Raw genomic sequence first — 24,826 nt, forward strand, 5'->3', positions numbered from 1 at the left:
TAAACCACGAATTATACCACAAGCAGCCTTTCAATTGAATAAAAATGCCTTTGCTCGCAAAGTTCGCCTCTGAGACTGTTTTTGGATTATGCTTGTATATAACAGGAGACAATTAAATTTTGGCTAAAACTCTGTGAATAATAATCAAACTGCTTCATACTAAATCATAACACATGCCTAAATGATAAATTGACTCAACCCTGGCATTTTTATATAGTTCAGCGCTTAACGCAGCGCTGGCTGTCAACTGTTTATGAGGAGACACGATGACCGACAAAACCGCACAACTTTGTATTGACGGCCTGGAGCCTATTGAATTACCGATATTAACGCCTTCTATTGGCAATGATGTTATTGATATCAATAAATTAGGTGAAGCAGGATATTTCACTTACGATCCCGGTTTTGTCTCTACAGCGTCCTGTGAATCCAAGATTACTTACATCGATGGCGATCAGGGTATTCTGTTATATCGCGGCTATCCTATTGAGCAACTGGCTGAAAAGAAAGATTTTCTTGATGTCTGCTATTTGTTAATGAATGGCGAGCTGCCTAATCCGCATGAAAAAACCAGCTTTGTCAGCTTGGTAAATAACCATACAATGGTCCATCAGCAAATGTATAATTTCCTGAATGGATTTCGTCGTGACGCGCATCCTATGGCGATTATGGTGGGTATTGTAGGCGCACTCTCTGCTTTTTATCATGATTCAATGGATCTTAATAATCAGCATGACCGATATATTTCCGCTATTCGTCTAATTGCCAAAATGCCGACGCTGGCAGCAATGAGCTATAAATATTCGGTGGGCCAGCCCTACATGTATCCTCAGAACAAAATGTCCTATGCAGAAAACTTTCTGCACATGATGTTTGGTGTTCCATCAGAAGATACAACACCAGATCCGGTTATTGTTGACGCGATGGATAAAATTTTTATTCTGCATGCAGATCATGAGCAAAACGCTTCTACCTCTACCGTGCGTCTGGCCGGCTCAACCGGAGCCAATCCCTTCGCCTGTATTTCTGCCGGTATCGGCGCCCTCTGGGGACCTGCTCATGGCGGAGCGAATGAAGCCTGTCTGAACATGCTGAAAGAAATTGGCGATGTGAAAAATATCAATCATTTTATTAAACGTGCCAAAGACAAAGATGATCCATTCCGCCTGATGGGCTTTGGTCATCGGGTATACAAGAGTTACGATCCTCGTGCCAAGGTCATGAGAAAAACCTGCTATGATGTGCTGAATGCGGTTGGCGCTCATGACTTGCCAATCTTTAAGCTCGCCATGGAACTTGAACGTATCGCCCTTGAAGATGACTATTTTATTGAGAAAAAGCTTTATCCAAATGTTGATTTTTACTCGGGTATTACTTTAAGTGCGATTGGTATTCCAACCAACATGTATACGGTAATCTTTGCACTGGCCAGAACAGTTGGCTGGATGTCTCACTGGATGGAAATGGTGGCCAGCAAATCGCGTATTGGCAGACCACGGCAATTATATACTGGGGAAAAACAAAGGAATGTGCCCTAGATATCTAAACATCCTTACTACGCCCTGCGGCTCGTCCGCAGGGTCCAGTGCTTCTCTATGAGTTTCCTGGATCCCTCAAGCCGAGGGAGGTAGAAAGCAGGGTAAAGCTTTAAGCTGGCGTCATTAGTCTTCAGCCCAACCTGCTACCTCAATACTGGAGCGCCTGCAGCTTTAACTTCTCCTTCGTTCTTTAAAGGTGCATAGTCACGCATATTTATCTCAAATTCACGGTATTTAAACCAGCTTTTCTGTTTTTTCCAGGGGATCCCAATCTCTTTATCAGCTGCTTTACACAAAGCATCATAATTCGCTGCCCCTAATGGTAATGCCTTATTCCCTTTATTAAACTTTATCAACCAGTCGCTATTGATTGCTCCAGGATTCAAAGAACGCGTTTTTCTCATGTTTGATTTTATTAAGTTCTCCTGCTGCTCATTTATCATCCAATCACATGATTAACAATTGAACAATAGAATGTCGAAAAACGGACAGAAACAGAAACATGAGTTTAGGTATTGCTTTCTTTGTATTTATTTTACTCAATATGTATGTTATTATTCTTCCAACATAAAGGAGTACCAATGAATATTGATCATTTCTTACAGAATCCAAGTCTTGCTCATCATAATATTCTTCGAGAAATCTGTAATCCCCTTGAAGAATTGGGTGTTAATTTTTTTGGTTATACCGCCGTTAATGCGCAGGGAGAGGCATTTTGTCTAGGCTCCAAACCTGAATATGCATCCGAATATTTGCGATTAAATCATGCTCAGAACGATATCCACTACCATCATGCTAAAGAAAAAAATCAATTTGAATACTCTTTCTGGGATTATCTTGAAAAAGACAGTCACACCCAATCGCTCTATCAAATGGCGGCATTATTTGATCAAAGCCACACATTGACAATATCATCACATGATTCACAGATGACGCACTGCTATCATTTCAGCGCGCCTCTTAATCAAACGGGCATTAACCAGATTTATCTTGAAAAAATGGATTCATTGCATGCCTTTATTGCCTATTTTAAAGATTGTCTGAAAATGATTCCGGAATTAACTTCAGTCTATCAATTACCTGTTAACATTGATATCGATCATGCTTCTGTAGGGAAAAAAGTCGTCAATATAAAAGCCGATCTAAGAACAATGGAGCTTGAGCAAGTAGCGCAAAACAGCTTTGAGTGGACCAATAGCAACCATTATTTGCTGACATCCAAAGAGCGGGAATTATTACAATGGATTCGTTTAGGCAAATCAGCTGAATTAATTGCCGAAATCAAAGGAGTTTCTCGAAAAACGGTTGAGCGGCATGTAGCTTCCATTAAGGATAAATTTGAATGCTATACCATGTATCAATTAGGGGAAAAAATAGCTCAATCGGGATTGGCTAGATTTCTATCATTATCTTGCCAGCAAAATAAAAACCTTCGAGGAGCTTTATCAACTGCCTGAATAATTTGAATATTTTAATTATCATGCAAAAATTTTGCGGGTTTTTAGTGGCGTTTTTGAGCTAATAATGATAAATTGCGGAAATTAATTCCAGTTAGAATATTATTTGCCCAAAGCATGAAAAGATTAATTTATTCTCTTATTTTATTGCTTGTCAGTATATCAGCAATCATTATTTTCAAGTTCCCGTCAAAGGAATCTGAACCACAAATTAAACCGCCAACAGTGACCCAGACTGAACCAGCACTTCCATTACCTTCCCCACTACAGCTTAAACCTGCTCTTTTTAGCCAGTTGCCGGGTTGGAAGGAAACAAAAATAAAAAAATCATTTATAGCCTTTCAGAAATCCTGCAAAACCTTTTTGAAACAGGATCCGCTTGCTGATGCAGGAAGCAATCAAATTCCTCTGAAAGTCAAGGATTGGCTGCCAGCCTGCAAAGCAGCAGAACATAAATCACAAATTTCAGAAAAACAAGCGCGCTCATTTTTCGAAAAATGGTTTAAGCCCTATGAGTTTTATCAGGAAAAATCCGTCGAAGGTTTGTTTACTGGTTATTATTTACCCTTGTTGCATGGCAGCCTTGCTAAAACAGATGAGTTTAATGTGCCTATCTATGGGCTTCCTGACAATATTGTAACCGTTAATCCGGCCGATTTTGGTTATAACGGTATCAATCGTCGGCTCGTAGGCCGTGTAGTAAAGGGCAAACTGCTCCCATTTCATGTACGTAAAGAAATTAATGAGGGGGTACTGAAAGAGAATGCGCCGGTGCTGCTATGGGTGGATAGCCATATTGATCGCCTCTACCTGGAAATTCAAGGTTCTGGAATAGTCAAGCTGCCAAACGGCGAAACTGTCTTTCTGGGATATGCAGGGGAGAACGGCGCCTCTTACACCCCGGTGGGGCGTGTGTTGATAGAAAAAGGAATCCTGACTAAGGAAAATGCCTCAATGCAAAGCATTCGTGCTTATTTGGAGGCTCATCCAGAGGAAATACTACCGATTACCAATCAAAATAAATCCTTTGTATTTTTCAAAAAACTAAAGGACAGCGCGGCTATGGGTGCGCAAGGCGTACAGCTTACCCCCGGCTACTCTCTTGCTGTCGATCGTAAATGGATCCCGTTGGGAACACCGCTGTGGTTAGATACATCACGCCCTGCTCCCAATGCTTCATCACCGCAGACATTCCAGCGCCTTATGATTGCACAGGATACCGGCGGCGCCATTCGCGGCCAGGTCCGCGGGGATGTGTTTTGGGGAGAAGGAGAGGAAGCAACTTACACCGCGGGCTTAATGAGAAATCCAGGACATTACTGGTTATTTTTACCTCGGGAAGCGGCGGGGAAATTGCCGAAGCAATTTGATTGATTTAGAGGGTTTAAAATCAACCCTCACCCTAGCCCTCTCCCAAACTTGGGAGAGGGAATTCTTAATAATCCTCTCTCCCCTCAAAGAGAGAATTAAAGAGGGGGATTTTCTTAATGGTCCTCTCGCCCCTCAGGGGAGAGAGTTAGAGAGAGGGGGTTTTCTTAACATAACAGGCACAACTCATTGCTCCTTAAACAAACTCCTGACTACCCCGCTCACTTCACCCGCAACGGGCATATTTTCCTGATTAATTATTTCATCAAGACTCACAATGCGATAGCCATTTTTCTGATACATATCAATAATATCTCCTAGAAAATGACTATTAATCAGGTTGGCATGAATGAGTAATATTTGCTTGCTGCTTCCTGGGTGAAGCTTATTAGAGCGTGCTTCCGCTTTCAGTGTCTGTGCCCAGATATAACTCAAATATCGTTTTTTCAGAGCCGGCAAACTTTGCGGGCGCAGACGATAAGGTATTGCGAAAAGCTGATTATTAAATATGAAGTCCTTGCTATCGATAGTCACCGGAGCAATGGTATAGTTCTTCTCTGCCAGAAACTGATAAACCTTTTCCCGTTTTTCTCCCTTACTTTCAGCAAGATAAGGGTATCGAAAATATTTGGGGCTGGTCATAATCCGTGACAGGATCTCATCTGCCTTATTGACGTCTTCAATGTATTTTTCAGTTGTCACACTGTTCAGACTACGATGGGAATAGGTGTGATTTCCTAATTGAAATCCCTGATTACGAAACTCCTCCAGAAGTTCCCATTGCCCCTTTTCTATACTACCGGCAATAATAAAACCGGTTGCCGGCACCTTATGATCTACAAGGGCCTGTAAGATGGCCATAAATCGATCATGCTCTCGCTGCAACTTCTTTGGATCATTATTAGCGGAGCCCACAAAAGGCAAGTCATCAATCGTTATCGCAATTTCTTTCCCGGCAGCCAAAAGATTGGAGCTGAACAATAGAAACATAGCCGCAACAATAGACTTAATGTTCATAGATATCCTTGATAAAACCAGCCAGTAATCCTGAGATGCAAAACCTGTGCCTTTAAACAGGCTCCAGTAAATCCGCTTCCCACAGACTATTTAGAAAAGAGATATCAGGGCTATTCGCGGAATAATCTGATAATTGGCTGGTAGACATAATCCGCTGACGGGCAATCAGTTTAACCAATTCTGGTGAAACATCCTGAATATTCCAACGCTCACCATTAATAAATAATTCAAGATTAGGGGTTTCGTAATACGCAAAACGGCTGAAGGGATTTCGAGCCAGTTCTCTCGATTTTTTTAAATAATTGGCCAATTTCCCCTTCTTCTTTTGCATTTCACAGGGAAGAAAAGCCTCCGCTTGCTCATCCAGGCCAGTAACAAATTTGCCAAACCACGAACTGAAAGCTTTATTGTCATCAATCAGAGTTTTAAGAAGATCTCTGGCTTGATCCACAGCTTGCTGTGGGATTTCAGCGCTATCTTTCAATGTTGACCAGTTGGGATCTTTATATAATTGAGAAAAAATGGGAGTATCCCAGCAATGTTGGCTGAAACTATCCCATAACTCCCTGGCCTGATAACTTCGATAGCCAAATGAATAGGTCATACATTCTTCTGAAAGCGATATGCCATTATGAGCGACATGTGGCGGAAGATATAGCATATCTCCCTCTTCCAGAATATATTCCTCTTCCACTTCAAACTGGCTCATTATACGCAGTTCAAGATCGGGCAGATAATTATCGGGCTGACAGTTTTGAGTTGTTAATAACCACCGCCTGCGCCCCTTGGCCTGAAGCAGAAACACATCATAATTATCATAATGCGGACCAACCCCGCCATGCTCTGTCGCATAACTAATCATGACGTCATCGATCCGCCACTGGGGTAAAAAATTAAATGCGTCGAGAAGTTTGGCGACCTCTGGAACAAATCGATCGACGGCCTGGACCAGTAAGGTCCAATGAGAGACCGGCAGTTTTTTAAAATCACCAGCGGAAAATGGTCCTCTTTTTAAATGCCAGTGCGGCGTCTTCCCAGGTGTCTGCCAGACGAGACGGCTTTCGATCTCTTCCTCCATCGCTAATCCAGCTAACTCGTCCCCGCTGAGAGGACTGTTAAATAGGCCAAAAGCCTGACGAAAAATGAATGGCTTTTGTTGCCAATAGTTTTCCAGGAATTCATTTTTCTCTATCGCGTCAAAAATTTTCATATAAAGCTCGATCTAGTGTTTAGCTGAATACATCCGGCAAGAAATTACCAACGGGGCTATAATTTTAATGGCACCATGTGATTTAGGGAGTGAAAAATGAATCATTATATTGCAAGGATAAGAAAAATGCTGCCTGCCCTGTTAGTTTTATTAATGACTTTTGGATCCATTCAATCTGTACAAGCCCAAACTACTCCCAATAACCCACAAACTACTCTGGCAGGACAACAACTCGCTTACTATTATGGAGGACACTGGTATCGATATCCCGGAAATTATTATGGCCCCGGCTACATTTACTATGGCCCCCGTTATTATAATCGAATCTATTATCCTAAACACTATTATCGAAATTATTGGTCAGGATGGCGCCCATATGGCCATTGCCGGCAGACCTGTCTAATTAATCAGTGGAATGGACAAGTTATAAAATGCGTCAGACGTTGTTAGTTTATGGGCTGGTTCGCCTGAAGAGGCCTACACAGATTCAAATGGGTCATTACCGCGCGGATTGGCAAACAACCTCGCGTCTTTGCGAACAAAGTGAAGCAGTCCAAATCGAAACCTGAACAAGGTAAGGAGGTGGATTGCCTCGCTAAGGCTCGTGCAAAGACGGTTTTTTTATGCACCTATCTTCATTTACACACCAACACCATTGTGTGCTCGCGGGCTATGAACAACAGGTGTGAATACTTCAAATCTTGAAGATCGTAGCGTCCTCTCGAGAACTCCAGACTTATCTTATTTTCATCAGGCAAAAAAATCAACAATCCCTTTTGTCTGTCTCGTTACAACACTAGCCTCTTCTTCCTGATTTTGAAAAAGAGCCTCATCGGGTTGATGAGCAGTCTGCGAACGCGAGCGTCGATCGCCGGTTTCAATATTCACTTCGGACAGCTGTAAACCCTGACTCATTAGCATTTCCCTTAATCGCGGAATCGATTGCTCAATTAAGTCCTGAACCTGCAGACTATGAGTATTGAAATCTATTTTTGCCGTTTCCTCCGATAAATGAATTTTAACTTCTACCGGTCCAAGCTCTACAGGATTAAGCTTAATGACGGCCTGATTAATTTTATGTTGACCTAACCATGTGACGCGTGCATTGAAATCATCTTGCCAGCCCCCTTCATTCACTTCAGACGAAATCTCAAACCTGTTAGCGGCACTTGCTGATGTTTTGCTTTCTGAATGAGACGATGCGAAATCTGGCTTGATTACTCTAAGAGGAATTTCTTTTATATCCGCATTAAGGTTTTTTTGAGGATCAATCGATTGATCTTCACTTCCTGAATCAACCTGGATGATTTGATTAGTTAATACCTCAATCTCGATTGTCTGCTCTGATTTTTCCTCTACATCAATGGGTGCAAATTCAATATCAGCCGCCACTTTTTGCGGTTGATTATTGTTCTCAGGAGGACTCAGGCTGCGATTTTGCATATGATTTATAAATGATTTGTCTGAAACAGGCGGTGAAAAAGACAAATGTTCCTCAGCGGGTTTTCCCCCTGCTTCTACTTCCTGAATAGTCAGGGTTTCATTATGAATGGCATTTAGCCAGGCCAGTGCTGGATTATCAGGCAGCTCTTTATCATCATCCTCACTTTCAGGCTCCACAGATTTTGGATTATCGAGAGGCAATTCAAGCACCTCTTTGGGGTTTGAATCGGGAGAAGGCTCTTGTTCGACCGGAAGGCTTATCTCATCTTCAACAGGTTTAGTCTCAGGAATAGGGCCTTCAGATAAATAGTCAGTAATTAATTCTAAAAAGTAATTGCTGATGTCAGTGGCTTCAGCGTTACCATCCCCACTGGCCTCAAGAGGAGGGATGTCATCGGGTACCATAAAAAAGGGGTCTGGGGGAATCTGATTAATCATGAATGACATCCTGGTTGTCATAAACATCGGGTATTTACTTATTAATAGCAAATATCTTTTATTATTGAAAATAAGTTTTTTATTCTGCCTGGATACAAGCCTTATTGTTTTCGATGAAAAGCTTGAATTTTTAGGCTATGATTAGCGTTTTTGAACTCTGGAGTGGATTTATGATAGTTGGACAAGATAGTCTTTCAACTCGCAGTCAATTAGAGGTCGATGGTAAAACCTACCATTATTACAGCTTGAAAGAAGCTGAAAACAAGCACTTTAAGGGGATTAACCGCCTGCCCTACTCTCTAAAAGTATTATTTGAAAATCTGCTCCGTTTTGAGGATGGAACTACTGTTTCTGTCGAGGATATTAGAGCATTGGCCGATTGGTTGAATACTAAAACCTCACAGCATGAAATTGCTTATAGACCAGCGCGTGTTCTGATGCAGGACTTTACCGGTGTTCCCGCTGTAGTGGATTTGGCAGCCATGCGTGCTGCTCTCGAAAAAATGGGCGGAAGTGCCAGCAAAATCTCCCCGCTTTCTCCAGTCGATTTAGTCATTGACCATTCTGTGATGGTTGACAAATTTGCCACGGCCGATGCCCTGACTATCAACACCGAGATAGAAATTCAGCGAAATAAAGAGCGTTATGAATTCCTACGCTGGGGGCAGAAAGCATTCGCCAATTTCCAGGTCGTGCCTCCTGGTACCGGAATCTGCCATCAGGTCAATCTTGAGTATTTGGGAAAAACGGTTTGGACCAGCGAGTACAATGGCCATCTCTATGCTTATCCAGATACTCTGGTAGGTACTGATTCTCATACCACCATGATCAACGGGTTAGGTGTCCTTGGCTGGGGAGTGGGCGGGATTGAAGCGGAGGCCGCCATGTTAGGCCAGCCAGTTTCCATGCTTATTCCAGAGGTGATCGGTTTTAAATTGACAGGTCAGCTGCGCGAAGGTATCACTGCAACTGACCTGGTGCTTACAGTAACTCAAATGCTGCGTAAAAAAGGGGTGGTCGGCAAATTTGTCGAGTTCTATGGAACAGGTCTTGCTGCTTTACCCTTGGCAGATCGAGCGACTATTTCCAATATGGCACCTGAGTACGGCGCCACCTGCGGCTTTTTTCCTGTCGACAAAGAAACCTTGCGCTATCTTGAATTAACTGGCCGAGACGAACATCGTATTAAGCTGGTTGAAGCCTATTGCAAGGCACAGGGCATGTGGTATGACCAAAACACGCCTGATCCGGAATTTACAGATACTCTAAGCCTTGACCTGTCAACTGTTGAACCCTCCCTGGCTGGCCCCAAAAGACCGCAGGATAAGGTCAATCTAGCTACCCTTCCTGGTGAATTTGACAGTTTCCTTACTCAGTCAGGAAAAGCACACGAAAAACAGAAAGAATTCCCGGTCAAAGGCAATTCATTCAAATTACGCCATGGTGATGTGGTGATTGCAGCAATCACCAGTTGCACCAATACCTCCAATCCCAGTGTCTTAATGGCTGCAGGATTAGTTGCCAAAAAAGCCGTTGAAAAAGGCCTGGTTCGTAAACCCTGGGTTAAATCCTCTCTGGCTCCAGGCTCCAAGGTGGTAACTGATTATCTGAAACATGCCGGATTACAGCCTTATCTTGATCAGTTAGGCTTCAATCTGGTGGGTTACGGCTGTACAACATGTATCGGTAACTCAGGCCCTCTGCCTGATGCCATTGCTGAAAGCGTCAGTGAGAACGACCTGATTGTCTGCTCTGTGCTGTCAGGAAATCGTAACTTTGAAGGCCGTGTACATCCCCAGGTTCGAGCAAACTGGCTAGCCTCACCGCCATTGGTAGTGGTTTATGCTCTAACCGGCACAACCAGCATTGACTTAAATGTTGAGCCTGTCGGTAAAGACGCTTCTGGTAAAGAAATCTATCTAAAAGATATCTGGCCAAGCAATGAAGAAGTGGCTGCAGAAGTTAATAAGGTAACTGGCGCCATGTTTAGAAAAGAATATGCCGAAGTCTTCCAGGGTGATACGCACTGGCAAGCCATTAAAACCAGTAGTGGAACGACTTATGAATGGGATTCTAACTCTACTTATATTCAGCATCCGCCATTCTTTGATAACTTGCCAAAACAGCCCGCGCCGATTAAATCTATTGAAAGTGCCTATATTCTGGCTTTGCTGGGCGATTCGATTACCACGGATCATATCTCTCCAGCAGGCTCTATCAAAGCAAATTCGCCCGCAGGTTTGTATCTGAAATCCAAAGGAGTCAGTGAAGCTGACTTTAACTCCTATGGTTCAAGAAGGGGTAATCATGAAGTCATGATGCGAGGTACTTTTGCCAACATCAGAATCCGTAACGAAATGACTCCTGAAGTAGAAGGCGGCGTTACCCGCTACATTCCATCGGGTGAAACAATGTCCATTTACGATGCTTCAATGAAATATCAGGCGAATGGTAACCCGCTGGTAGTAATTGCCGGAAAAGAATATGGCACAGGATCTTCAAGAGACTGGGCGGCTAAAGGAACCAATCTATTGGGTGTAAAAGCGGTCATTACAGAAAGTTTTGAACGTATCCATCGCTCCAATCTGATTGGCATGGGTATTCTCCCTCTGCAGTTCGAAGAAGGGACAAACAGAAAATCACTTCAATTGACAGGCGATGAGCGCATTAGCATTGCGGTGGATGATTCTTTGAAACCTGGCGCCCGCCTTACCCTGCAGATTGAGAGAAGCAATGGTAAGAAAGAAGAGGTAAAAGTGCTTTGCAGAATCGATACAGTCAATGAGCTGGAATACTACCGTCATGGCGGTATTTTGCAATATGTGTTGAGAAATCTCGCTCAATAAGAGTACGTAGGGAGTAGTGGTTAAGGCCTAAAGGCAGTGCCATTAGGCCCTTGGCCCAACATTGAACTCTGCGGTGGTTCAACCCCTTTTTTTGGGCCAAGGGCCCAAACTACAATAATTACTGTCTAAGATTTAACAGGCCTTCATTGATTTTGTTCATATTAACTGCTAAATTTCGCTGTTACTTGCGAAAAGGGCTTTAAATGCAATCACCCAAAAAAGTTTTATCCATTTTTTCTCTGGTTATGATTAATGTGATTGCTGTTGATAGCTTACGAACGCTGCCCATCAGCGCCACGCTGGGTTTTTCTCTTGTCTCCTATTACTTACTCGCCGCCTTTGCTTTCTTTATTCCCATTGCCCTGGTCGCTGCTGAACTGGCTACTGCCTATCCTAATACTGGCGGACTCTATGTTTGGGTGCGTGAGGCATTCGGCAAAAGAGCCGGATTCATTACTATCTGGCTGCAATGGATTTATAATGTGGTCTGGTATCCGACAATTCTTGCATTTATTGCGGCAACATTTTCCTATTTGTTTTCCCCTGAGCTGGCTAATAATAAGATATACCTGTTAAGCACGGTTATCGGCCTTTTCTGGCTATTTACTTTTTTGAACTGTTTTGGCATGCGGCTTTCCAGTATTGTAAGCATATTAGGAGCTATTTTCGGCACCATTATCCCTATGCTCGGAATTATAGGTCTGGGTATTATATGGCTTGTTCAAGGCCGCCCGCTGGCAGACGGCATTCACAACTCCTGGCTGCCTGATTTAAGCTCGCTGAGTAATTTATCGCTTTTTGCAGTCGTTCTCTTTGGATTAATTGGTATGGAAATGTCTGCTGTTCATGCCGAGGAGGTCAAAAATCCTCAGCGCGATTATCCGAGAGCGATTTTGTATTCCACCATTCTGATTTTCGCTACTCTTGTTTTTGGCTCACTCGCCATTGTCATCGTAGTTCCCAGCGGCAGCTTAAGCGTCGTATCGGGGTTAATTGATGCTTATGCCGTTTTCTTTGATGCCTATCGTTTGTCCTGGATGACTAAGGTTATTGCGATTCTGGTTATTCTTGGTGGATTAAGCGGTGTTTCAGCCTGGATTATTGGTCCGACCAAAGGTTTGCTGGTTTCCGCGGAAGATGGATCCCTCCCCGCTTATTTTGCAAAAGTTAATCGATACAACGCACCTGTAAGAATACTTATTGCTCAGGGGATTATTTTTACTCTGCTTAGTAGTGTTTTCATTCTCTTCGACTCAATAAACGCAGCCTATTGGGTTCTCAGCGATTTATGCGCGCAAATGGCATTGCTAGTTTACATTTTCATGTTTGCAGCAGCTATTAAATTACGTTACAGCGATCCGCAAAGACCGCGCGCCTATACAGTTCCAGGCGGAAATATCATGATGTGGATAATCGCAGGAATTGGCACGCTATGTTGTTTGTTCGCCATGCTCATCGGTTTTATTCCTCCCAGTCAGATTCCTATAGGCAATGTAGCAGCCTATGAAAGTTTTTTAGTGGGCGGTTTAGTATTATTTGTATTGCTGCCCTGGCAGTTTGCAAAAAAACATTAACTGAAAAGACGCTCCTTATGAACATCAATGACTGTTCCTTTTTTAGTAGAAGCATTTAATACTGCCAGGTCTTTTTTGTATTGAAAATAACAACAAAATACTATGTTTAAAACTTGCAAGTTGATTTTAAATCGTGTGTTATACTTAAGACTATGTAAACTCATATAAATACTATGAAATTATTGTTTGATTTTTTTCCTATTGTTCTTTTTTTTATCGGCTATAAGCTATTTGGTATTTACACAGCGACCGCAATAGCTATGGTTGCCTCCTTGTTGCAGGTTTTTATCTATCGTCTCAAGCATCAACGCTTTGAAAAAATGCATGTTATCAGCTTTGCTATTATAACGGTTCTTGGCGGCGCCACTTTGATTTTCCATAACCCCTGGTTTATAAAATGGAAGCCTACCGGGATTTACTGGTTGACTGCCTTGGCCTTTCTGTTTTCCCCTTACGTAACCAGCAAGCCGCTTATTCAGCGTATGATGGAAAATAATGTTCAACTCCCAATTAAAATTTGGTATCGTCTTAATTACGCCTGGTTCTTTTTTTTCGCGATAATGGGCGCAATTAACCTGTATGTTGCTTATTTTTACAGTACGGATGTATGGGTAAACTTCAAATTATTTGGCGGTGCAGGCTTAACTCTGGTTTTTGTATTTCTTCAGGCACTTTATCTGACCAGACATTTGTTAGATAAAGAAGTAAGTGATCAACCCTCCGGTGACTCAGGTAAGAGTCTGCCTTGAATAAAGGAGTTGTAATGCGATTACTATTGGTAGAAGATGATGAACTGCTTGGAGATGCGGTTAAGGCAGGGCTTACCCAGTTTGGTTATGTGGTTGACTGGCTAAAGGACGGTGAAGCAGCTCGCGCTGCTTTGAAATCAGAGTCATTTGAGTTAATCATCCTTGACCTGGGGTTACCCAAACTCTCAGGACTAGGCTTCCTGCAATCCTTACGCAACGACGGCAATGCCACACCAGTAATTATATTAACAGCCAGAGACTCGGTAGAAGACAAGGTGAAAGGCCTCGATACCGGAGCCGATGATTACTTAATCAAACCCTTTGATTTAAATGAACTGAGCGCCAGAGTAAGAGCCTTGGTCAGACGTTCCCAGGGACGAGCTGACGCACTCTTGCAGTATCGTAACATTACACTCGATCCTGCAGCTCACTCAGTTTATGTAGATGATGTCATGGTCAATGTACCACGACGTGAATTTGCTCTTTTACAAAAACTGCTGGAAAACAGCGGCCAGGTTCTTTCCCGAGAGCAATTAATGCAAAGTATATATGGATGGGACGAAGATGTGGATAGCAATGCACTCGAAGTACATATTCACAATCTTCGCAAAAAACTCAATGCAAACTTTATCCGAACTATACGCGGCGTAGGTTACATGGCTGAAAAAACTGATAAAAGTGAGAGTAGTTAGCTATTGTGAAATCATCAATACGCAAATTTCTACTAATCAATTTGTTGTTGGCAATTACCATAACGACAACCCTGACTGCTATTGGTAACTATTATCTCGACCAGAAAGATATCCAGGAGCATCTCGATACACTCATGGCAGTATCCGCGCTTTCCTACCAGGCGCTTTTAGGAGATGATCTGCACCAGCGTCCTTTGGCAAAGATTCAGGATGCCCTGGAGGTCATTCCCGAGAAAATCGAGAATTATTATCAGCGCCGTTTTTTAAATGATTTACCGCCTAAAAATTACATGGACAAGTTTAATTTTCAGGTATGGACTAATGGCGGTAAATTATTACTGCATTCACCAACGGCTCCCAAAATTCCTCTGACTTCAGAAATCGATGGATTTAGCGATCGATTTTTATCGAATCAGAAATGGCGAGTTTTTACCACTTATAATGATAAAGCCGGGATCCGTACCGTACTTGCAGAACGATACGACACACGCAATGAACTGGGCCACCGCATCGCTCAGGACGATCTTTATATCATGCTGCTGACCTTCCCTCTGTCAGGCCTGTTGATATGGATTATCATCGGGCGTGGGCTGGATAGTCTGGACAGGGTTGCCCAAGAGGTCGCGAATAGAGCACCAACTCATCTTGAACCGGTTGATCTTCAGGAAGTACCTGAAGAAATTAAGCCGGTAATTGATGAACTAAACAAATTATTTTATCGGCTCCAGGAAGGTTTTGAACGCGAAAAACGATTTGCCGCTGATGCAGCTCATGAATTGCGTACTCCTCTGGCTGCTTTAAAAGCCCAGGCACAAGTCGCATTAAATACCAGCAATATTGATGAAAAAAACCAGGCATTGCATAAACTTATTGCCAGCGTCAATCGCAGTACTCACATTGTCCAGCAGCTCTTGACAATGAGCAAACTGGTTCCAGGCTCATCAGGTATTAATGATGTAGATGAAGTCAATCTGATTAAAGTCGCTCGCGAAATAATGGCCATGCTCGCTCCTAGTGCATTAGAAAAGCAAATCGAGCTTGAATTTGAGCATGATGATAATTTGCCAGTTCTTGAAGGCAATTCCACCGCTGTAGGAATTCTAATCCGTAATCTGGTTGATAATGCAATTCGTTATTGCAAGGAAAATGGTAAGGTTATAGTTCGAGCGTTTCAAAAAGAGAGTCATCTCATTTTTGAAGTATCTGATAACGGTCCCGGTATTCCGGAAGAGTTACAAAGCCGTGTTTTTGAGCGCTTTTTTCGAGTGCTTGGAAATAAAAGCCCGGGCAGCGGGCTAGGTCTTGCCATTGTCAGACAAATCTGTGACCTGCATGGCGCCAGAGTCGAACTGGAATCGCCTAAAGAAGGTAGCGGTTTAATTGTCAGAGTACTTTTTCCTTTAAGTTGATCCAGTCTTAAACTAGCTGAATACAGCGCGGCCTGCCAATTCTTTTAGCGCCTGTCGGATTAATTGCTCGCAGCTTTTATTACCATCATCCAGCCGTGAAACTACTTTTGTCGCTTCCTGTAATTTGTAACCCAAGGCTTCCAGGGCGCGAATTGCTTCGTCTTGTTCACGAGGATTAACGGTTAACTCTCGTTTAGGTACCTCAAGAGACTCCGAAACCATCAGTTGCTCAATGCTGTCTTTCATTTCAATGATTAATCGTTCCGCTGTCTTTTTACCTATTCCAGGCAGTTTGGTCAGAAAGACCGCATTCTGCTGTACTATCGTCTGAATGAACTCAGTGGGGGCAATACTGGAAAGTATATTGATTGCCAACTTCGGCCCTACTCCGTTTACTTTAATGAGGGCCCGAAATAGTGAACGTTCCAGTTTATCGGCAAAACCATAGAGCAGAAAAGCGTCTTCACGAACAATGGTATGGATGTGCAAAGTAATTTGACCGCCAGAAGCCTCCAGCTGGAAAAATGTATTAAGCGACGTTTCTACATCATAGCCAACACCGTTGACATTCACTACAAAACGCCCGGGATGCGATTTATCGATAATCGTTCCCTGTAACCAACCAATCATAAGCCTAACTCCTGATTTTTCATATTAACGGCCGACATCTCGCTTTGCAGAGTCTACAGCTCAAAGAACAAACAATTAACTTAAGGTCAATGCCTTGAGCGTTCGCCGGTTATGGCAATGACATATCGCAATAGCAAGCGCATCAGCCGCGTCACTTTGTGGTGCTTTATTTAGCATTAATAAACTGACTACCATTCGCTTAACCTGCTCTTTTTCCGCGGCCCCATAACCAGCAATCGCCTGCTTGACTTCTCTTGGAGAATACTCGCTGATCTTAACCCGATGCGAGGCCGCGGCGACCATGGCCACGCCTCGGGCATGCCCCAGTTTTAAAGCAGAATTAGGGTTTTGATGCATGAACACCTGCTCAATAGCCACTTCGTCAGGTTCATAATTATCCATTAGAAGGCAGATACCATTAAAGATTTCAAGCAATCTCTGGCTTAATTCAACATCTGACGTTCTAATGCAGCCACTGTCTACATAAACCAGTTTGCGTTTTTCTTCTCTGACAATTCCATATCCGGTAACTCGTGAACCGGGATCAATCCCCAGGATAACGGTCATTCAAACAAGGAATCCGGTAATTGAGCATTGCTATAGACATCCTGTACATCATCAAGATCTTCAAGCGTGTCAATAAGCTTAATCAAGGTTTCAGCAGTCTCTTTATCCACGGGAATCATTGTCTGCGCACGCATAGTCAAACTTGATTGCTCAACTTCAAAACCTGCATTCTGCAGGGCATTCAGTACGGCATGGTAGTTTTCTGAAGCGGTAATCACTTCAACCTGCCCTTCCTCTGTGGAGACATCCTCAGCCCCTGCTTCAATAGCTGCTTCCATAGCAGCATCTTCTGGTTGACCCGCAGCTAATAAAATCTCACCCTGATTGTTGAATAAATAGGCAACCGAACCATCAGTCCCCAGATTTCCACCATTTTTGGTGAACGCATGGCGAACTTCTGATACCGTACGGTTTTTATTATCTGATAGACAATCAACTAAAATTGCCACTCCGCCAGGACCATAGCCTTCGTAACGCATTTGCATCATATTGTCACCGTCAAGCCCGCCGGCGCCGCGCTTAATAGCGTTGTCAATTGTATCCCGTTTCATATTGGCTTTCAGTGCTTTAACCACCGCATCTCTCAAACGCGGGTTGGATGATTCATCTCCCCCGCCCATCCGGGCAGAAACCGTAATTTCACGGATTAATTTGGTAAAAATTTTACCTCGTTTGGCATCTTGTACGCCTTTTCTGAATTTAATATTCGCCCATTTACTATGACCGGCCACGACACACCTCAATGCTAAAAAAATTGAAAAAATTATAGCATTCAAGCCGATTCCGGAATAGAGGTTCTGCCGATAGAATTATGTTCTCGACAGGCTGAATCGATCGAGATATTCTAGAAATAACTAACTTCAGGGAGAATTGCGGTGTATTTGTCCGGATTTGGCAATCATCATCAAACAGAAGCGATAGCAGGAGCACTACCCACAAATCAAAATTCTCCCCAGGAATGCGCTTATGGGCTTTATGCCGAGCAATTAAGCGGCTCTGCATTTACCAAAGCCCGGGCAGCCAATTTGCACAGCTGGCTATACAAAACGGCTCCATCCGTTAAACAACAGGACTATGTTCCCTATGAGGGCGCTCAATTTAATAGATTACTCGAATTTCAGGCCCCTAATCCCTATCGCTGGTCCCCATTGCCCTCACCTCAGAATTCGGTGGATTTTATCGATGGACTATTTCTTATTGCAGGAAGCAGTCTAATCCGGGCTTATATTTATCAGTGCAACCAAACGATGTTACATCGTTATTTCAGCGATTTTGACGGTGAATTATTGTTCGTTCCTTATGAAGGGGAGTTGTCTTTGCTCACTGAGTTTGGTCATCTGAAAATCAAACCAGGACAAATTGCTGTAATTCCCAGGGGAGTTAAATTTCGCGTGGAATTACATAGCGCATCAGCAAGCGGCTATTTGTGCGAAAACGCAGGCTCTCCTCTTACACTCCCGCCATTAGGAGTCATTGGGGCTAACTCACTGGCCAACCCCAGGCATTTTCTCTATCCAGTGGCAGCCTTTGAATCGCTGAACAGAGAAATTACGCTGATTTGTAAATCACAACAGCGCTTATGGCAAGCTCGAAGCGATACTTCTCCATTAAATGTGGTTGCCTGGCACGGAAATCTGGCTCCATATTGTTACGATTTATCCCTCTTTAATACTATTAACACGGTCAGTTTCGACCATCCTGATCCCTCAATATTTACTGTTCTGAGCTCTGAAAGTGAAACAGCAGGTGTCGCTAATCTCGACTTCGTTATTTTTCCGCCAAGATGGATGGTGGCAGAGCACAGTTTTCGCCCACCCTATTTTCATCGCAACATAATGAACGAATTAATGGGGCTGATTCAGGGAGAGTATGATGCGAAAAAATCCGGTTTCTTACCAGGAGGAGTCAGTATTCATAATTGTATGAGTGGTCATGGTCCAGATACTGAAAGCTATGCGCAGGCGATTTCTGCTGAACTTAAGCCGGTACGTTATGAAAATACTCTGGCATTTATGTTTGAGACGCGAGAAATGTGGAGGCTTAGCGAGGCAGCCATTGAACATCCATCCAGACAAAAGGATTACACGGATTGCTGGAAGAGTTTCACTGTTCGCAGCATCGATCGCTAATTAAATACCGCAGTCTGCAATGATCACCTGATTTCGTCCATGTTTTTTAGCCTCGTATAAAGCCTGATCTGCAGCGGAGACGAGGCTGCTTACATTCTGAATTGCCGGGAAACTGGACAGACCGGCACTAGCGGTAACCGAAAAGCTTTGCCCATTGCATTGGAAACTGAGTCTTGAAAATTTAATCCGAAAATTTTCTATCACCTGAAAAGCGTCTTCAGGACTGGTATTGGGCATTACTACAGCAAATTCCTCTCCGCCATATCGTCCAATAATGTCTGTTTTACGAAAACACAGTAAAAGCATTGAAGAAATTTTTCTAATCACATTATCGCCAGTTGGATGGCCATAATTATCATTAATGAGTTTAAAGTGGTCAATATCAACCATGATGAAAGACAGCGGTTCATTTTGTCTGCTGGCACGCGCTATTTCCAGATCAAGGCGCTGTAAAATATTGGTATGATTATACAGTCCACTTAAGCTGTCCCTGGTCATGAATGAATTCAGGATCTCCGCGCGCTTTGCTCTGGAGAATACGGTTTTTATTAAATGCTGTGGAACAATGGGTTTCACCAGAAAATCATCGCCCCCCAGATTCAAAGCAGACAATTGTTTTAATTTGTCGTCTTCAGTTGATAAAAATATAATCGGCAGCCTTGTATATTGGGGTTCCTGCCGAAGTACGATTGCTAGCTCGAGGCCAGAACATTCTGGCATATAGAGATCCATTAGCAGTAAATCAGGTTGAAAATCTTCAATCGTTTCAATCAGAAGCAAAGGATTCGTAATATATTTCGCAATAAGGCCCGCTTCTTTCAGAATAAGCGCGTAATATTCAGCCAGCGAATGGGAATCATCGACTATCAATACCCGGTAAGGCTCATCCGGCATGCTGGCACAGAACTGGTCAAGTTTTCGAGTCAGATAAATGGATTCCATTGGTTTTTGGAAAAAGGCGCTGCTACCCAGACGAATCGCTTTCAGCCTGGTGAGAATATCGGCACTGTATGCCGTACAAAATAAAGGAGTTGATAGTTTTTCTTTATTATAAAGTTCAAAAAGGAAATCTTTAGTCGACTGGCTGATTTTTTCGACATCTATAATTAAAGCCGCTGGGGAAATATCAAGAAAAGCTTGCTTAATATTTTCCTCGCAAGAAATCACATGAACCTGATAACCTGACTCAAGTAAATTACTATTTAGCTCCTGAATAAATCTCTCATCATCATCTACCAGTAAAATTTTTCCGTTGCTTGTGAAAAAATCCTCGGAAATAGTAGTTTGAGCTGGCTTGAATGAACCTTCTAACTCTTCAAGAAGAGTAGAGATTTCATCCATTTCTTTCTTGGTAAGAAATTCCTGACCGGTCTTTGATTTTAAATAAATTTCAACCTTTCTTGCAGCTTTTGAAAGCGAGTCATAACCATAAGTGCCTGCGGAACCACAAAGACTGTGTAGTGTTCTATGAAAATCCTGAAATTTGTTCTTATCCCAATACGCCTTAAGGTTTAACCACTCAGTCTTTATAGACCTTAGTTTATCTGGCAAGCTCCTGGCATATTCAGTATATAAGGCCTGGAGCTTTTCCTTGACCTCCGCTTTCATAACTGATCCCAGATCGCTCTTATATCGCTGGCTAAGGTCATCGGGTCAAATGGCTTGGCAATGACGTCTACAGCACCTAGCGATTTAAACTGCTCAACCTCTTCCGACTGGATTTTTGCGGTCATGAATATAGCAGGTATATCCGTGTACCTGGGTAATTTTCTCAGTTCAATTAGGGTGGATGGACCATCCATTCCAGCCATCATAACATCCAATAAAATCAGATCTGGAATAATCCCTTTTGCCGCCTCAATGACCTCATACCCATCATGGCAAAAAATGACTTTAAAATTTCCCAAATCCTCAAGTGCTACCTGAGCAATCTCACGAATATCGGCCTCATCCTCCGCATACAGAATGCTTGACAATTCTTTATTAGGCATAATGGCCTCCCTCCTGTTCATTAAACAAATGCCTGATCTTGTTTAAAAGATCATCATTAGTCGTTTTTGCTTTAACCAAAGCATCGACAACATACTTGGAATACTCTTGATCCAGTTCGGTATTTGAATAAACAATCACCGGGAATTTCTTCTCAGCCAATACAGGCAGAAGCTGAGTACCACTGCCATCCGGTAAAAGCAAATCAAGAATAATCAAATCAAACTGCTGCTTTTCCAAGACTTCTTTCGCTTCATGCAATGTGGAGACAGAGGTTAAGTTTGCTTCTGTTTCTAACACAGTGCGAACTACCTTCTGCATGTCGATATCATCCTCGACATGTAAAATAAGCGGGACTCTGTCTTTATTTTTTTCTTTAATTTTCCCGATAGATAATAATAGCTTGTCAAAATTGATAGGTTTGTCTAACCAGTCAATGACTAATATGGCATCACCGTTAATTATTGAATGTCCTGTTTCAGCGATAACCGAAAGTACAATTACTGGCAGTTCTCTTGTTTTTTCAGAGTTTCGTAATTCTCTGATAAAGCTGATGCCATCCTGATCAGGTAAAATGAGATCCAGTAGAATGGCTTTGTATTTTGTGGTGTTCAAACATTTTTTTGCTTCAGCAACCGAATCCACAATATCCACAGCAAATCCGGCACTTTCCATTAATAATCCCAGAAATTTGGACTGATCCGGATCGTCTTCACATATTAAAAATCTATCCCGATTTGGATTAATAATCTGCGGAGTCGTTTGTTCCTGTGTTTCAGCACTGGTATTCAAATCAAAATAAAATTGGCTGCCTACCCCCGGCTGACTTGTGAAATTAATGTGTCCACCCATTTTGTCAATAATTGCTTTACTTATACTTAGCCCTAATCCGGTTCCACCTTTCCCTCGGGTTGAGGAGGAATCGGCCTGACTGAATTGCTGGAAAATACGCGGTTGAAATTCCGGTGGAATCCCTGAGCCGCAATCCGTAATAATCACCCGCACTTGATTTCCCTGCAGTTTCATGGAAATGGTTACCTCACTTCCTGATGGTGAAAACTTAATGGCGTTGGATAATAAATTGGCAATAACCTGCATCAAACGATCCGGGTCGACCTGTACGACAATATCTGGAAGTGATTTTTCAAAGCGAACTGACACATTGTATTTTTCACCGTACATTTTTATCGCTTGAATTGAATCCATGATTAGATTGGATAGATTTATTTTTGTTATTTTAAAATCCATTTTGCCGGCCTGGATTTTTTCCATATCCAGAATATCATTGATTAATAATAACAAACGCTCACAGTTCTTATTGGCGATATCGAGCAGACGTTGCGCTTTTTCCGAAAAACTGCCCACAGCTCCTCCTAAAAGCAGACCGAGGGCGCCCCGGATAGATGTGAGAGGGGTTCGCAATTCATGACTGACCACTGAAACAAATTCTCTTTTCATCTTTTCTGTTTCTTTTAAATCAGTAATATCATGGATGGCAATCACTGCGCCCATTGTGGAATCGTCGGTGCTCTTTATCGCCTGACCATCTACAATAACATTTCGACGCTCACCATTATTAAACTGGATTAATAACTCCATACCATGAATCTTTTCTCCGCGCAGAGCACGAATCAAGGGCGACTGATTGTCATTGATTCTTTGATTATCTAATGATTCAAAATGTAAATAATCAGACAGTTTTAAGCCGGCAACTTGTGAGCTGTGCTGATAGTTTTTTTTCAGTGCTTTATTGTAAACAGTAATTATTCCGCTCGTATTACAGGCAATGATTCCGTCATCAAGATTATTCAAAATAGCGTCAACAAACTCCCGCTCATTCTGTACAACTTTAAGCATCTGCTTGTAATAAGTAGAAACCATCAAGGCAAGACTTATGATAAGACCGGTAATGCCTGCTACAAAAAAAGCAAGTAAATCCTGATTAACCGTTTCGATATGCGGACCATGTGCTGCCAATGGCGTAAACACGGCCGCCGCCATGCCTGTATAATGCATGCCGCAAATAGCGATTCCCATCACTAACGCACTGAGCATTTTAGTATAAAACTGCTTTCTCGATGATCCTCGATTGCTTTCCAGGGCCAGCCATAGTGCTGCTTCTGAGGCCAAAATAGCAATCAAAATGGAGAGGAAAAACGTGGTGATTATATAGTGGATCTGGACATGTACCCGCATGCCTTCCATGCCCGCATAATGCATGCTTGCAATCCCCAGACCTATTACAATCCCACCGGCGATTAGATTTGAAACAGAATGATTATCTGATCTTAATATAAACAAGGCGAAGAAGGAGACAGCGATGGCCAGGAGAAGAGAGAAAACAGTCCAGAAGACATCATATCCCATAGCCATCGGCATAATAAAAGAAAGCATACCGATGAAATGCATGGACCATATACCAGCTCCCATTGCAAAAGCGCCGCCCAGAAGCCAGTATATTTTATCCCGTGAATTTTTTTCTGCTCTTAATCTCCCTGCGAAATCGAGGGCGACATATGAAGCCAGAACCGCAATAATATAAGAAAGTACAACTAGTTTAGGATCATAGCTGCCATAAATAGTATCCGCAGGTAAAGGGCCTTCCTGGAACCAATTTAAATCCCTTATCATGATGCTTTACCTGCTTGCGGATCTTCCTAATTACAGTATATACCCAAGCAACTTCAAAATGCTATTTCTGGTCTATTGCCCGGGTATAGTTAAAAAAGATCCTCTTGAGTTAACCCTACTTTTTCCAACAAGCCTCTCAAGGTTTTCAATGCCTCCACCTGGATTTGGCGAACCCGTTCACGAGTCAAGTCGATCTCCTTACCCACATCTTCCAGCGTGGCTTTTTCAAAGCCGCGCAGACCAAAACGCCGTGCAATGACCTGCTGCTGATTATCTGTTAGCTTATCCAGTAACGATTCAATGTGGGCTCGCAGATTTTCATCAGTGAGCAATTCAGCCGGATTCACACTATTCTCATCAGCAATCGTATCAAGCAAGGATTTGTTATCGTCATAGCCGATAGGCGTATCCACTGAGGCAACCTTGTCATTTAACCCCAATAATTTTTCAACATCTTCAAGAGGTTTATCCACCATCTCGGCAATTTCTTCCGCAGACGGCTCATGATCGAGTTTTTGCGTCAGTTGTCTGGCTGCGCGTAAGTAAACGTTTAGTTCTTTAACCACATGAATGGGCAAGCGAATCGTTCGAGTCTGGTTCATTATAGCTCGTTCGATCGTTTGTCTAATCCACCACGTCGCATAGGTTGAAAATCGAAATCCTCTGTCCGGATCAAATTTTTCAACCGACTTCATTAACCCCAGATTCCCCTCTTCAATCAAATCCAGTAATGGCAGTCCCCGATTAAGATATCGTCTGGAAATTTTAACCACCAGACGAAGATTGGATTCGATCATTTTTTTACGCGCTGCAACATCCCCCTTCAACGCCAGACGAGCATAATGAACCTCTTCCTCGGCGGAAAGTAATGGCGAGAAACCTATTTCACTTAAATAGAGTTGAGTAGCATCCATTGCCTTGGAGGTTTGTCTGCCTCGCTGGTAGGTAGGGAAAATTTCTTCATCAGTAAAATCAGGCTCGCTATCCTCACTGGCCAATGTTTCCTCTTCCAAAAGCAATGAATCTTCCTCGACAGGATCTTCCCATTCAGTCTCTGCGATCTCTGGTTCTTTTATTGATTCATCTTCGGCTTGCATGATTGTCACCTTTTGTGTTTATATCAGCCTGAAAAAACACAG

The 24,826-nt window shown here is 42.7% G+C and carries 21 protein-coding genes; 10 read left to right on the forward strand and 11 right to left on the reverse strand.

The genetic code is table 11. From position 1 onward, the window contains the following. The first annotated feature begins 266 nt into the window (after positions 1–266). Entirely contained in the window at positions 267–1,538 is a 1,272-nt protein-coding gene (gltA, locus tag DYH61_RS08185) for a citrate synthase (RefSeq protein ID WP_058507493.1), read from the forward strand. Positions 1,539–1,681: 143 nt separating this feature from the next. Here gltA and DYH61_RS08190 read toward each other — a convergent pair whose 3' ends face one another. After that, the gene (locus DYH61_RS08190; protein ID WP_103989289.1) at positions 1,682–1,981 is read right to left on the reverse strand and encodes a hypothetical protein; all 300 of its coding nucleotides are present in this window, start codon (positions 1,979–1,981) and stop codon (positions 1,682–1,684) included. Positions 1,982–2,119: 138 nt separating this feature from the next. Between DYH61_RS08190 and DYH61_RS08195 the strand changes: the two genes are divergently transcribed. Both DYH61_RS08195 and mltA read left to right on the forward strand, forming a co-directional pair. Further along, entirely contained in the window at positions 2,120–2,995 is an 876-nt protein-coding gene (locus DYH61_RS08195; protein WP_058507491.1) for a helix-turn-helix transcriptional regulator, read from the forward strand. A gap of 117 nt (positions 2,996–3,112) precedes the next feature. Then, the gene (gene mltA, locus DYH61_RS08200) at positions 3,113–4,369 is read left to right on the forward strand and encodes a murein transglycosylase A (protein WP_083499207.1); all 1,257 of its coding nucleotides are present in this window, start codon (positions 3,113–3,115) and stop codon (positions 4,367–4,369) included. Between the two features lie 180 nt (positions 4,370–4,549). On the opposite strand, the gene DYH61_RS08205 is transcribed toward mltA, so the two are convergent. Both DYH61_RS08205 and DYH61_RS08210 read right to left on the reverse strand, forming a co-directional pair. Next, complete coding sequence (locus DYH61_RS08205) at positions 4,550–5,380, reverse strand: polysaccharide deacetylase family protein (RefSeq protein WP_065236150.1); 831 nt, start codon at positions 5,378–5,380, stop codon at positions 4,550–4,552. A 52-nt stretch (positions 5,381–5,432) separates the two neighbouring features. Beyond that, positions 5,433–6,590 (reverse strand): JmjC domain-containing protein, encoded by a 1,158-nt coding sequence (locus tag DYH61_RS08210; protein ID WP_058507490.1) that lies wholly within the window; start codon positions 6,588–6,590, stop codon positions 5,433–5,435. A gap of 96 nt (positions 6,591–6,686) precedes the next feature. On the opposite strand from DYH61_RS08210, the gene DYH61_RS15545 reads away from it, so the two are divergent. Further along, positions 6,687–7,040: a hypothetical protein gene (locus DYH61_RS15545; RefSeq protein ID WP_133129087.1), complete on the forward strand. Its 354-nt coding sequence runs from the start codon at positions 6,687–6,689 to the stop codon at positions 7,038–7,040. Between the two features lie 300 nt (positions 7,041–7,340). On the opposite strand, the gene DYH61_RS08215 is transcribed toward DYH61_RS15545, so the two are convergent. Then, positions 7,341–8,471, reverse strand: a complete 1,131-nt coding sequence (locus tag DYH61_RS08215; RefSeq protein ID WP_058507489.1) for a flagellar hook-length control protein FliK — start codon at positions 8,469–8,471, stop codon at positions 7,341–7,343. A gap of 170 nt (positions 8,472–8,641) precedes the next feature. Here DYH61_RS08215 and acnA point away from each other — a divergent pair, with 170 nt between their 5' ends. The 5 genes from acnA to DYH61_RS08240 all read left to right on the forward strand — a co-directional run bounded on the left by acnA (position 8,642) and on the right by DYH61_RS08240 (position 15,741). Then, complete coding sequence (gene acnA / locus DYH61_RS08220; RefSeq protein WP_058507488.1) at positions 8,642–11,317, forward strand: aconitate hydratase AcnA; 2,676 nt, start codon at positions 8,642–8,644, stop codon at positions 11,315–11,317. Between the two features lie 203 nt (positions 11,318–11,520). Beyond that, positions 11,521–12,891 (forward strand): amino acid permease, encoded by a 1,371-nt coding sequence (locus DYH61_RS08225; RefSeq protein ID WP_058507487.1) that lies wholly within the window; start codon positions 11,521–11,523, stop codon positions 12,889–12,891. Positions 12,892–13,064: 173 nt separating this feature from the next. Then, positions 13,065–13,640: a septation protein A gene (locus tag DYH61_RS08230; RefSeq protein WP_058507486.1), complete on the forward strand. Its 576-nt coding sequence runs from the start codon at positions 13,065–13,067 to the stop codon at positions 13,638–13,640. 14 nt (positions 13,641–13,654) lie between these two features. Next, entirely contained in the window at positions 13,655–14,332 is a 678-nt protein-coding gene (locus DYH61_RS08235) for a response regulator (RefSeq protein WP_058507485.1), read from the forward strand. Between the two features lie 5 nt (positions 14,333–14,337). Next, positions 14,338–15,741: an ATP-binding protein gene (locus DYH61_RS08240; protein ID WP_058507484.1), complete on the forward strand. Its 1,404-nt coding sequence runs from the start codon at positions 14,338–14,340 to the stop codon at positions 15,739–15,741. 12 nt (positions 15,742–15,753) lie between these two features. Here DYH61_RS08240 and ruvA read toward each other — a convergent pair whose 3' ends face one another. The 3 genes from ruvA to DYH61_RS08255 form a co-directional block, all read right to left on the reverse strand. Beyond that, on the reverse strand, positions 15,754–16,371 hold the full coding sequence (ruvA, locus tag DYH61_RS08245; protein ID WP_058507483.1) for a Holliday junction branch migration protein RuvA: 618 nt from the start codon (positions 16,369–16,371) through the stop codon (positions 15,754–15,756). A 75-nt stretch (positions 16,372–16,446) separates the two neighbouring features. Continuing rightward, on the reverse strand, positions 16,447–16,938 hold the full coding sequence (gene ruvC, locus DYH61_RS08250; protein WP_058507482.1) for a crossover junction endodeoxyribonuclease RuvC: 492 nt from the start codon (positions 16,936–16,938) through the stop codon (positions 16,447–16,449). Continuing rightward, complete coding sequence (locus tag DYH61_RS08255; protein ID WP_058507481.1) at positions 16,935–17,669, reverse strand: YebC/PmpR family DNA-binding transcriptional regulator; 735 nt, start codon at positions 17,667–17,669, stop codon at positions 16,935–16,937. Before DYH61_RS08255 ends, ruvC begins: the two co-directional genes overlap by 4 nt. Positions 17,670–17,813: 144 nt before the next feature. On the opposite strand from DYH61_RS08255, the gene hmgA reads away from it, so the two are divergent. Further along, positions 17,814–19,067: a homogentisate 1,2-dioxygenase gene (hmgA, locus tag DYH61_RS08260; RefSeq protein ID WP_058507480.1), complete on the forward strand. Its 1,254-nt coding sequence runs from the start codon at positions 17,814–17,816 to the stop codon at positions 19,065–19,067. Here hmgA and DYH61_RS08265 read toward each other — a convergent pair whose 3' ends face one another. The 4 genes from DYH61_RS08265 to rpoS all read right to left on the reverse strand — a co-directional run bounded on the left by DYH61_RS08265 (position 19,068) and on the right by rpoS (position 24,784). After that, complete coding sequence (locus tag DYH61_RS08265) at positions 19,068–20,675, reverse strand: diguanylate cyclase (protein ID WP_058507479.1); 1,608 nt, start codon at positions 20,673–20,675, stop codon at positions 19,068–19,070. Continuing rightward, positions 20,672–21,058, reverse strand: a complete 387-nt coding sequence (locus DYH61_RS08270; RefSeq protein ID WP_058507478.1) for a response regulator — start codon at positions 21,056–21,058, stop codon at positions 20,672–20,674. The genes DYH61_RS08265 and DYH61_RS08270 overlap by 4 nt, the downstream gene beginning before the upstream one ends. Then, complete coding sequence (locus tag DYH61_RS08275; protein WP_058507477.1) at positions 21,051–23,687, reverse strand: MHYT domain-containing protein; 2,637 nt, start codon at positions 23,685–23,687, stop codon at positions 21,051–21,053. Before DYH61_RS08275 ends, DYH61_RS08270 begins: the two co-directional genes overlap by 8 nt. An 89-nt stretch (positions 23,688–23,776) precedes the next feature. Further along, positions 23,777–24,784: an RNA polymerase sigma factor RpoS gene (rpoS, locus tag DYH61_RS08280; protein ID WP_058507476.1), complete on the reverse strand. Its 1,008-nt coding sequence runs from the start codon at positions 24,782–24,784 to the stop codon at positions 23,777–23,779. Positions 24,785–24,826 lie beyond the last annotated feature (42 nt).

It is taken from the genome of Legionella quinlivanii (assembly GCF_900461555.1).
Taxonomy (GTDB): domain Bacteria; phylum Pseudomonadota; class Gammaproteobacteria; order Legionellales; family Legionellaceae; genus Legionella_C; species Legionella_C quinlivanii.

Coding starts and splice junctions, on each gene's coding strand:
- DYH61_RS08225 (WP_058507487.1), top strand. CDS start 11,521: ATGCAATCACCCAAAAAAGTTTTATCCATTTTTTCTCTGGTTATGATT.
- DYH61_RS08195 (WP_058507491.1), top strand. CDS start 2,120: ATGAATATTGATCATTTCTTACAGAATCCAAGTCTTGCTCATCATAAT.
- gltA (WP_058507493.1), top strand. CDS start 267: ATGACCGACAAAACCGCACAACTTTGTATTGACGGCCTGGAGCCTATT.
- DYH61_RS08215 (WP_058507489.1), bottom strand. CDS start 8,471: ATGATTAATCAGATTCCCCCAGACCCCTTTTTTATGGTACCCGATGAC.
- ruvC (WP_058507482.1), bottom strand. CDS start 16,938: ATGACCGTTATCCTGGGGATTGATCCCGGTTCACGAGTTACCGGATAT.
- rpoS (WP_058507476.1), bottom strand. CDS start 24,784: ATGCAAGCCGAAGATGAATCAATAAAAGAACCAGAGATCGCAGAGACT.
- ruvA (WP_058507483.1), bottom strand. CDS start 16,371: ATGATTGGTTGGTTACAGGGAACGATTATCGATAAATCGCATCCCGGG.
- DYH61_RS15545 (WP_133129087.1), top strand. CDS start 6,687: ATGAATCATTATATTGCAAGGATAAGAAAAATGCTGCCTGCCCTGTTA.
- acnA (WP_058507488.1), top strand. CDS start 8,642: ATGATAGTTGGACAAGATAGTCTTTCAACTCGCAGTCAATTAGAGGTC.
- DYH61_RS08270 (WP_058507478.1), bottom strand. CDS start 21,058: ATGCCTAATAAAGAATTGTCAAGCATTCTGTATGCGGAGGATGAGGCC.
- DYH61_RS08210 (WP_058507490.1), bottom strand. CDS start 6,590: ATGAAAATTTTTGACGCGATAGAGAAAAATGAATTCCTGGAAAACTAT.
- DYH61_RS08275 (WP_058507477.1), bottom strand. CDS start 23,687: ATGATAAGGGATTTAAATTGGTTCCAGGAAGGCCCTTTACCTGCGGAT.
- DYH61_RS08230 (WP_058507486.1), top strand. CDS start 13,065: ATGAAATTATTGTTTGATTTTTTTCCTATTGTTCTTTTTTTTATCGGC.
- DYH61_RS08190 (WP_103989289.1), bottom strand. CDS start 1,981: ATGATAAATGAGCAGCAGGAGAACTTAATAAAATCAAACATGAGAAAA.
- DYH61_RS08235 (WP_058507485.1), top strand. CDS start 13,655: ATGCGATTACTATTGGTAGAAGATGATGAACTGCTTGGAGATGCGGTT.
- DYH61_RS08205 (WP_065236150.1), bottom strand. CDS start 5,380: ATGAACATTAAGTCTATTGTTGCGGCTATGTTTCTATTGTTCAGCTCC.
- DYH61_RS08265 (WP_058507479.1), bottom strand. CDS start 20,675: ATGAAAGCGGAGGTCAAGGAAAAGCTCCAGGCCTTATATACTGAATAT.
- mltA (WP_083499207.1), top strand. CDS start 3,113: ATGAAAAGATTAATTTATTCTCTTATTTTATTGCTTGTCAGTATATCA.